This window comes from Streptococcus pseudopneumoniae (assembly GCF_001068775.1).
In the GTDB taxonomy this organism is placed as follows: Bacteria; Bacillota; Bacilli; order Lactobacillales; family Streptococcaceae; genus Streptococcus; species Streptococcus pseudopneumoniae_N.
Map to the genome: position 1 here is coordinate 1 of NZ_JWAJ01000022.1, position 5,459 is coordinate 5,459.

The 5,459-nt window shown below is 34.9% G+C and carries 7 protein-coding genes; all 7 read right to left on the reverse strand.

Annotated features, from left to right (window positions below):
* A partial coding sequence (locus ADF68_RS00795; RefSeq protein ID WP_049548228.1) for a restriction endonuclease subunit S occupies positions 1-591 on the reverse strand: 591 nt, incomplete at its 3' end.
* A 12-nt stretch (positions 592-603) separates the two neighbouring features.
* The gene (locus tag ADF68_RS00800) at positions 604-2,061 is read right to left on the reverse strand and encodes a type I restriction-modification system subunit M (protein ID WP_049548229.1); all 1,458 of its coding nucleotides are present in this window, start codon (positions 2,059-2,061) and stop codon (positions 604-606) included.
* A 212-nt stretch (positions 2,062-2,273) separates the two neighbouring features.
* Positions 2,274-2,465: a hypothetical protein gene (locus ADF68_RS11135; RefSeq protein ID WP_049548230.1), complete on the reverse strand. Its 192-nt coding sequence runs from the start codon at positions 2,463-2,465 to the stop codon at positions 2,274-2,276.
* Between the two features lie 48 nt (positions 2,466-2,513).
* Entirely contained in the window at positions 2,514-2,825 is a 312-nt protein-coding gene (locus ADF68_RS00810) for a hypothetical protein (RefSeq protein ID WP_049548231.1), read from the reverse strand.
* Between the two features lie 33 nt (positions 2,826-2,858).
* Positions 2,859-3,185 carry a hypothetical protein gene (locus ADF68_RS00815; RefSeq protein ID WP_049548232.1) on the reverse strand — a complete coding sequence of 109 codons (327 nt, stop codon included), beginning with the start codon at positions 3,183-3,185 and terminating at the stop codon, positions 2,859-2,861.
* 98 nt (positions 3,186-3,283) lie between these two features.
* Positions 3,284-4,162 (reverse strand): DUF4300 family protein, encoded by an 879-nt coding sequence (locus ADF68_RS00820; protein ID WP_049548233.1) that lies wholly within the window; start codon positions 4,160-4,162, stop codon positions 3,284-3,286.
* A gap of 44 nt (positions 4,163-4,206) precedes the next feature.
* On the reverse strand, positions 4,207-5,088 hold the full coding sequence (locus tag ADF68_RS00825) for a diacylglycerol/lipid kinase family protein (protein WP_049548234.1): 882 nt from the start codon (positions 5,086-5,088) through the stop codon (positions 4,207-4,209).
* Positions 5,089-5,459: the final 371 nt, after the last annotated feature.

A 5,459-nucleotide genomic window follows, 5' to 3' on the forward strand; every position in this document is an offset into this window, starting at 1 on the left:
TATATATGTATCTAAGAATACTGAGTCAGGATAATCTTCAAACATCTCGTTAAATCGGGATTTGACGAGTTTTGATAATTCAGATAGTTGTTGTTTACGAGATTCAATTAATTTATTAACACCATCTAATCTCAAAACAATTTGCTGTTGCATAAAAGGCTCGTTGTATACAATAGACAAGTTATTCAACTTTGCCTTGTTTAACGTTTTACCCATCACAGCCCTGTCTGTTAAACTATCAAAATTTATTCCTTGTAGTGCATAGTAAAGATATTCATTAAAAAGCATCTTATTATTTTTAACCACAAAATTAGCTATTGCTTCGTTTGTGTACATATTTTCAGCAAGAATCCCAACCTTGCCAATAGATAACTTAAAACTCATCACAACTGTCCCTTTTGAAACAATTTGCATTTTTTCTTTTTGGACAGCTTCTTGAGTTATTTTTTCCTTTGTAGTACATAATATTTTCCCTTTCATATCAGAAATGGATAACCAAGGATAGTCACCTCCCCAATATAAAGTTTGAGAACGATTTGGTGTCTTGCCAATTCTTATCTCACAAACTTCCCCCAACTTCACTTTTTTCATACGTTCATCTCCCTATTTTAGTAATTCTTCTAACTCTGCTAAGCCAGCTTGAATTTCTTTTTCTAGATCATTGATTTTCTTTAAAATGACTTCTGTTGGTTCATACTCAACTTTTTCATACTCGATTTCTTTGTATTTATTGATGGACAGATCAAAATCATTTTCCTTAATCTCATCAACTGGAACAAAGAAGGACTGGTCTGTTCTCTTGCGATCTGCTTCTTTCTCTAATTGATGGAATCGTTGAATAATATCTGGAATATCATTGTTCTCGATAGGTTGTCGTTTATCATCTAAGCTCAGACCGTCTGCTTTCATATCGTAAAACCAAACCTTATCCGTCCCACCATTTCCAGTCTTAGTGAAGATAAGGATAGCAGTTGAAACCCCTGCATAAGGCTTGAAAACACCACTTGGCATCGAAATAACTGCATCTAGTTTATGGTGCTCAACGATTTCCTGACGAATCCCTTTATGAGCTTTAGAGGAGCCAAAGAGGACACCGTCCGGTACAATAACAGCTGCACGTCCACCTGGCTTCAAAGTGCGTAAGAAAAGAGCAAGGAAAAGTAACTCTGTCTTCTTAGTCTTAATCGTAGCCAACAAATCTCCAGAGGTTGAATCATAATCAAGAGAACCTTTGAAAGGTGGATTGGCTAAAACTAGAGTATATTTATCAGCTTCTTCGTTATCTTGAGAGAGAGAATCCAGATAGCTAATTTGGGGATTTTCAACCCCATGGAGCATCATGTTCATAGCCCCAAGTCTCAACATTGTCGTATCCGTATCATTCCCATGAAACATGGTATTGTGGAAATGCTTTACACTATCAATATTTGTCTGCCACTCTTCTTTTCTTCGGTCTAGGTAGCGACTTGCAGAAACCAAAAATCCTGCAGAACCCATGGCAGGATCTGAAACAATATCCTTAATTGTCGGTTGCATGAGTTCAACCATCATATCAATGATATGACGAGGAGTACGAAATTGACCATTTGCCCCTGCCTGAGATAATTTTGACAATAGATACTCGTAAATGTCACCAATATCTTTTATATCCGTAGGTAACTCATCCAGAGCAGCTATCGCCTTTTGTAAGGTAGCAGGTTTATTGATTTGAAAAATAGCATCCCTCATATAACGTGAAAAAGCTGTATCGTCAGTATCCCCCTTCAGATTCTTAATAAATGGAAAAATCTCTTGTGACATCAGGCGATAAACTTCTTGCGCATCTCCTAAGTTCTTAAAGGTTGACCAACGATATTCAGGTTTATCTTTTGGGAAAATTCCCTCATAGGGAATGCCTAGAAATTCAGCATCATTTTCTCGTCCAAGTTCAACTCTGTCCAAATCCTTCATAAATAAAAGATAAGTCAATTGCTCAATGTTGGTCAAAGGATTCGCATTCCCCTCTGTCCATAGCATTTCCCAAAGCTGATCAATCTTATTCTTTAATTCGCCTGTAATCATATTTTACCTCTCAAAATGTTTCAATTTTAAAAAACTGTCATTTAAAATTTTAAAACTTCTTATACCCCATTTTATCAGAATCCTAGGACATTATCAAAAAATTATTATAGTATCTACAGAAAAAAGCCTACGATAGGCTTTTTCTTAAACTATTTATTCACATCACGCTACTTGGGCAGCTAGTTCAAAATCAGTCATCAAATAATTTTCATCTAGACAGATAAGACTATAATATTCATTCCAAAATAGGAAGTCACTGTTATTTGACAATAATCTTTCTCAGCATCAAGGATATCCTTGATAATATTGGCCACATGATCACCATCTCTATAGCGACCAACTACCTCATTGTAAATGTCATACCCTTGATCACTGTCAATGATTTTAACGCCATCAATAGCCATACTCAACTCCTAATGCACAATCGACATCTTATTGCTAAATCTCAAAACTTATTTAATCTTATGCTTGTTCATTTTCTCTTGGAAAATATCTGTAAGAATTTGGCGCAATTCTTGAGCTTCCTTTTCAGGAAGTTGGCCTTCTTGTTCAGCTACAGCGTACAATCCTGGATACTCAAGCGAGATTCTCTTGACAGTACGTGTAATGGCATGTTTTCTAACAAAAAATGGAATCCGTTTAATCATATCTTGAGGAATTAAGGCGATAATCTTATCAGCTGTTTCCTTATCGTTCAGCTTAGAGAAAGTTAGTCCCTTTTTAATCATTTCTTGTTCTTTTTCTGTAAAATCTTTAATATCCATTGTGTCTCCTTATGACTATTTTATTTACTACTATTATACTATTTTTTTTAATTGGTCGAATGAAAAATCTCTATAAATCCTCTCTTTCCCAAGAACGGAATCTGTTGTAACAGGTAGTTTTTTCAGCAACTCTTGAATATCAATATCTTTGGGAAGAGGATTCAATTCTCCCAGACTATTTTCCTGAAGATGTGCTGCAAAGATAAACTCTTCATTTTCCCAATCCATAGCACAATCATTGATAAGATCTACTGGCGACAGGTCCAGCAGTTCTTGCTCTTGCGCTATAAAAGTCTCGTAGAGCAGCTCAAAAATAGCTTCCTTATCAATTTTTACAACTCTTAATGTATGTTCATCCATGCTTGGTGTCCTCTACTCTAATCATATCAATTTAACTATCATTCGGTTGGTAACTTCTTATCCTACTCTTTAGGCAAATCATCCCCAAAATACTACTTTTAGAGTTGAACCCACTTATCATTATCCATAATAAAGGGCTTCGCTAGACCTTCACCTGTATAGTTTTCGTATTTTGTATCTAGATATTTGTAGCAATCTTCCTTGGTTTCAAATTTGATGGCTTGATAAGGCTCCTCAAAGGTTAACTTTTCGACAAAGAGATAGCCATCCTCACTTGGCACAAGTATCCCGACATGGCCAATAAATAAGGATTGACCATCCAAGTCATCATGCACTACTACGGAGAGCATTCTTGCATTTTCATTAAACTTGAATTGAGAAAGGAATTGTTCCATCTTAGCAGCATGCACCTTAACATCTGTCGTTGCTTCGGTCTTGACTCTTGAGAATAAAATATCAAAAGCATCTTTGTCTTCCGTACCAAAGACTTTTCCCTTATCAATGGCATCATTATCGACAAACAAAAGGGAATCATCTTTCTCTAACTTCGGAATTTCGATAGAATTTTTCAATAAACAATAACTGTTAATACGACAGTTGGTACCAACAAAATCACCTTTCTTCGGTGCCCAAAGATTGCTTATCTTTTCAACATCATAGTCTGTTTTGGTAAATGTAGAAAAATCTCCAGTTAAGCCTACTGAACCGACAGTATTGTTATAATCATTGACAAGGTTGAAAAATGCATCGACACTATCTTTATCCAAATGTGCAACCAAGGCTTTCCGAACTTCTTCTGCACTCGGTTGATTGTTCAAATTGCTATAAGTGGCTTTCCAAGAAACCTGATTCGACTGCGATTGAGTCACTGAAGTTTCAGCAGTACTATCAGAAGTCTTTTGAGTTTGACTACAAGCTACTAAGGTCAAAAGAAGTGTTGAGCAAAGACCAACAGTTGCTAATTTTTTAATTTTCATAGGCTTTCCTTTGTTTAAAAAATTGTTGTTAAAGGTAAATAAGATTATTCTTTCGGTTGAGAATAGACCTCGATATGCTGACCTAGCACCTTAATTTCTACTGGTAGGTCATCAGATTTGTCGCCATCAACATCCGTTTCCAATTCACAATCTGAAGAGATTTTGATATGACGAGCTTTTATGTACTCGATGTGATCATTTTCAACGACATCCCCTTTTAATAAGTCAGGAATAACTGACAATTTAGTAAGAATTGAGGCATCTTTTAAAATCAAAATATTAGCATAACCCTCCTTGTCTTCATCAAAGATTTTTTTGTCAGAAAAATAATTGGTAAGAAGAACTAAAACGTGACTTGCTTCTCCAATATAGTTTCCATTTTCTGTTTCAACTTGAATGTTAAATTCTTGATCTGTCACGACAGACTTTACAGTATTAACCGCATAGGCTAGCATACCAAACTTTGTTTTATCCTCTATCCCAACGTTATGGATGGCCTCTGGTAGTGAACCAATACTAAAGATATAACCAAAATAATTTCCATTTGATTTTCCGATATCAATCTTATTTGTAGAATTGAAATCAAGCTCGTCAATAGCCCCGTCTATATCTTGATTAATTTCTAAAAGTTTCGTAATCAGATTTCCAGTTCCTCCAGGTATAATTGCTAGTTTCGGAATGTAGTCTCTTTCAGCGATACCTGAGATCACTTCATTGACGGTCCCATCTCCACCGAATACGAGAACTGCCTCATAATGCTCCCGAGAAGCTTCTGTGGCGAAGTTGGTTGCGTCTTGCGCTTTTTGTGTAATTCTGGTATCGACTTGCTCGAAGTATTTTTTAGCCTTATTTTCTAACTTTTCCTTATAATCTAAAGCCTTTTCGCCACCAGAGGTTGGATTGATAATCAACATTATTTTTTGCATTCATTTTCTCCTCAATATCTATTCACATATTTATGGTATCAATATATCTTTTTTTGATACACTTTATTATATAATGAAATTTCTAAAAACAAAAATTGAAAGTAGTAAACTAAAATAGATACAATCATGAACTGTCTAAGAATTATTCTTTCAAAATTGGAAAAATAGATTTGTGGAAAAAATTCTATCAAGCTACAAACTGAAAAAATCATCTCATTTACTTTTTTTCATATACATCAGTTTTTAATTTACTTTAAAACAAAACCTATGCTTCTATTATTTTTTTAACCACAAATGTTGAAAAAAACTAATAGACTTCCTGCGAAACAAAATATGATACAATAAAACTATGAATTATGAATCAAGTAAAC

Coding starts and splice junctions, on each gene's coding strand:
- ADF68_RS00815 (WP_049548232.1), bottom strand. CDS start 3,185: ATGGATGAACATACATTAAGAGTTGTAAAAATTGATAAGGAAGCTATT.
- ADF68_RS00810 (WP_049548231.1), bottom strand. CDS start 2,825: ATGGATATTAAAGATTTTACAGAAAAAGAACAAGAAATGATTAAAAAG.
- ADF68_RS00820 (WP_049548233.1), bottom strand. CDS start 4,162: ATGAAAATTAAAAAATTAGCAACTGTTGGTCTTTGCTCAACACTTCTT.
- ADF68_RS11135 (WP_049548230.1), bottom strand. CDS start 2,465: ATGGCTATTGATGGCGTTAAAATCATTGACAGTGATCAAGGGTATGAC.
- ADF68_RS00800 (WP_049548229.1), bottom strand. CDS start 2,061: ATGATTACAGGCGAATTAAAGAATAAGATTGATCAGCTTTGGGAAATG.
- ADF68_RS00825 (WP_049548234.1), bottom strand. CDS start 5,088: ATGCAAAAAATAATGTTGATTATCAATCCAACCTCTGGTGGCGAAAAG.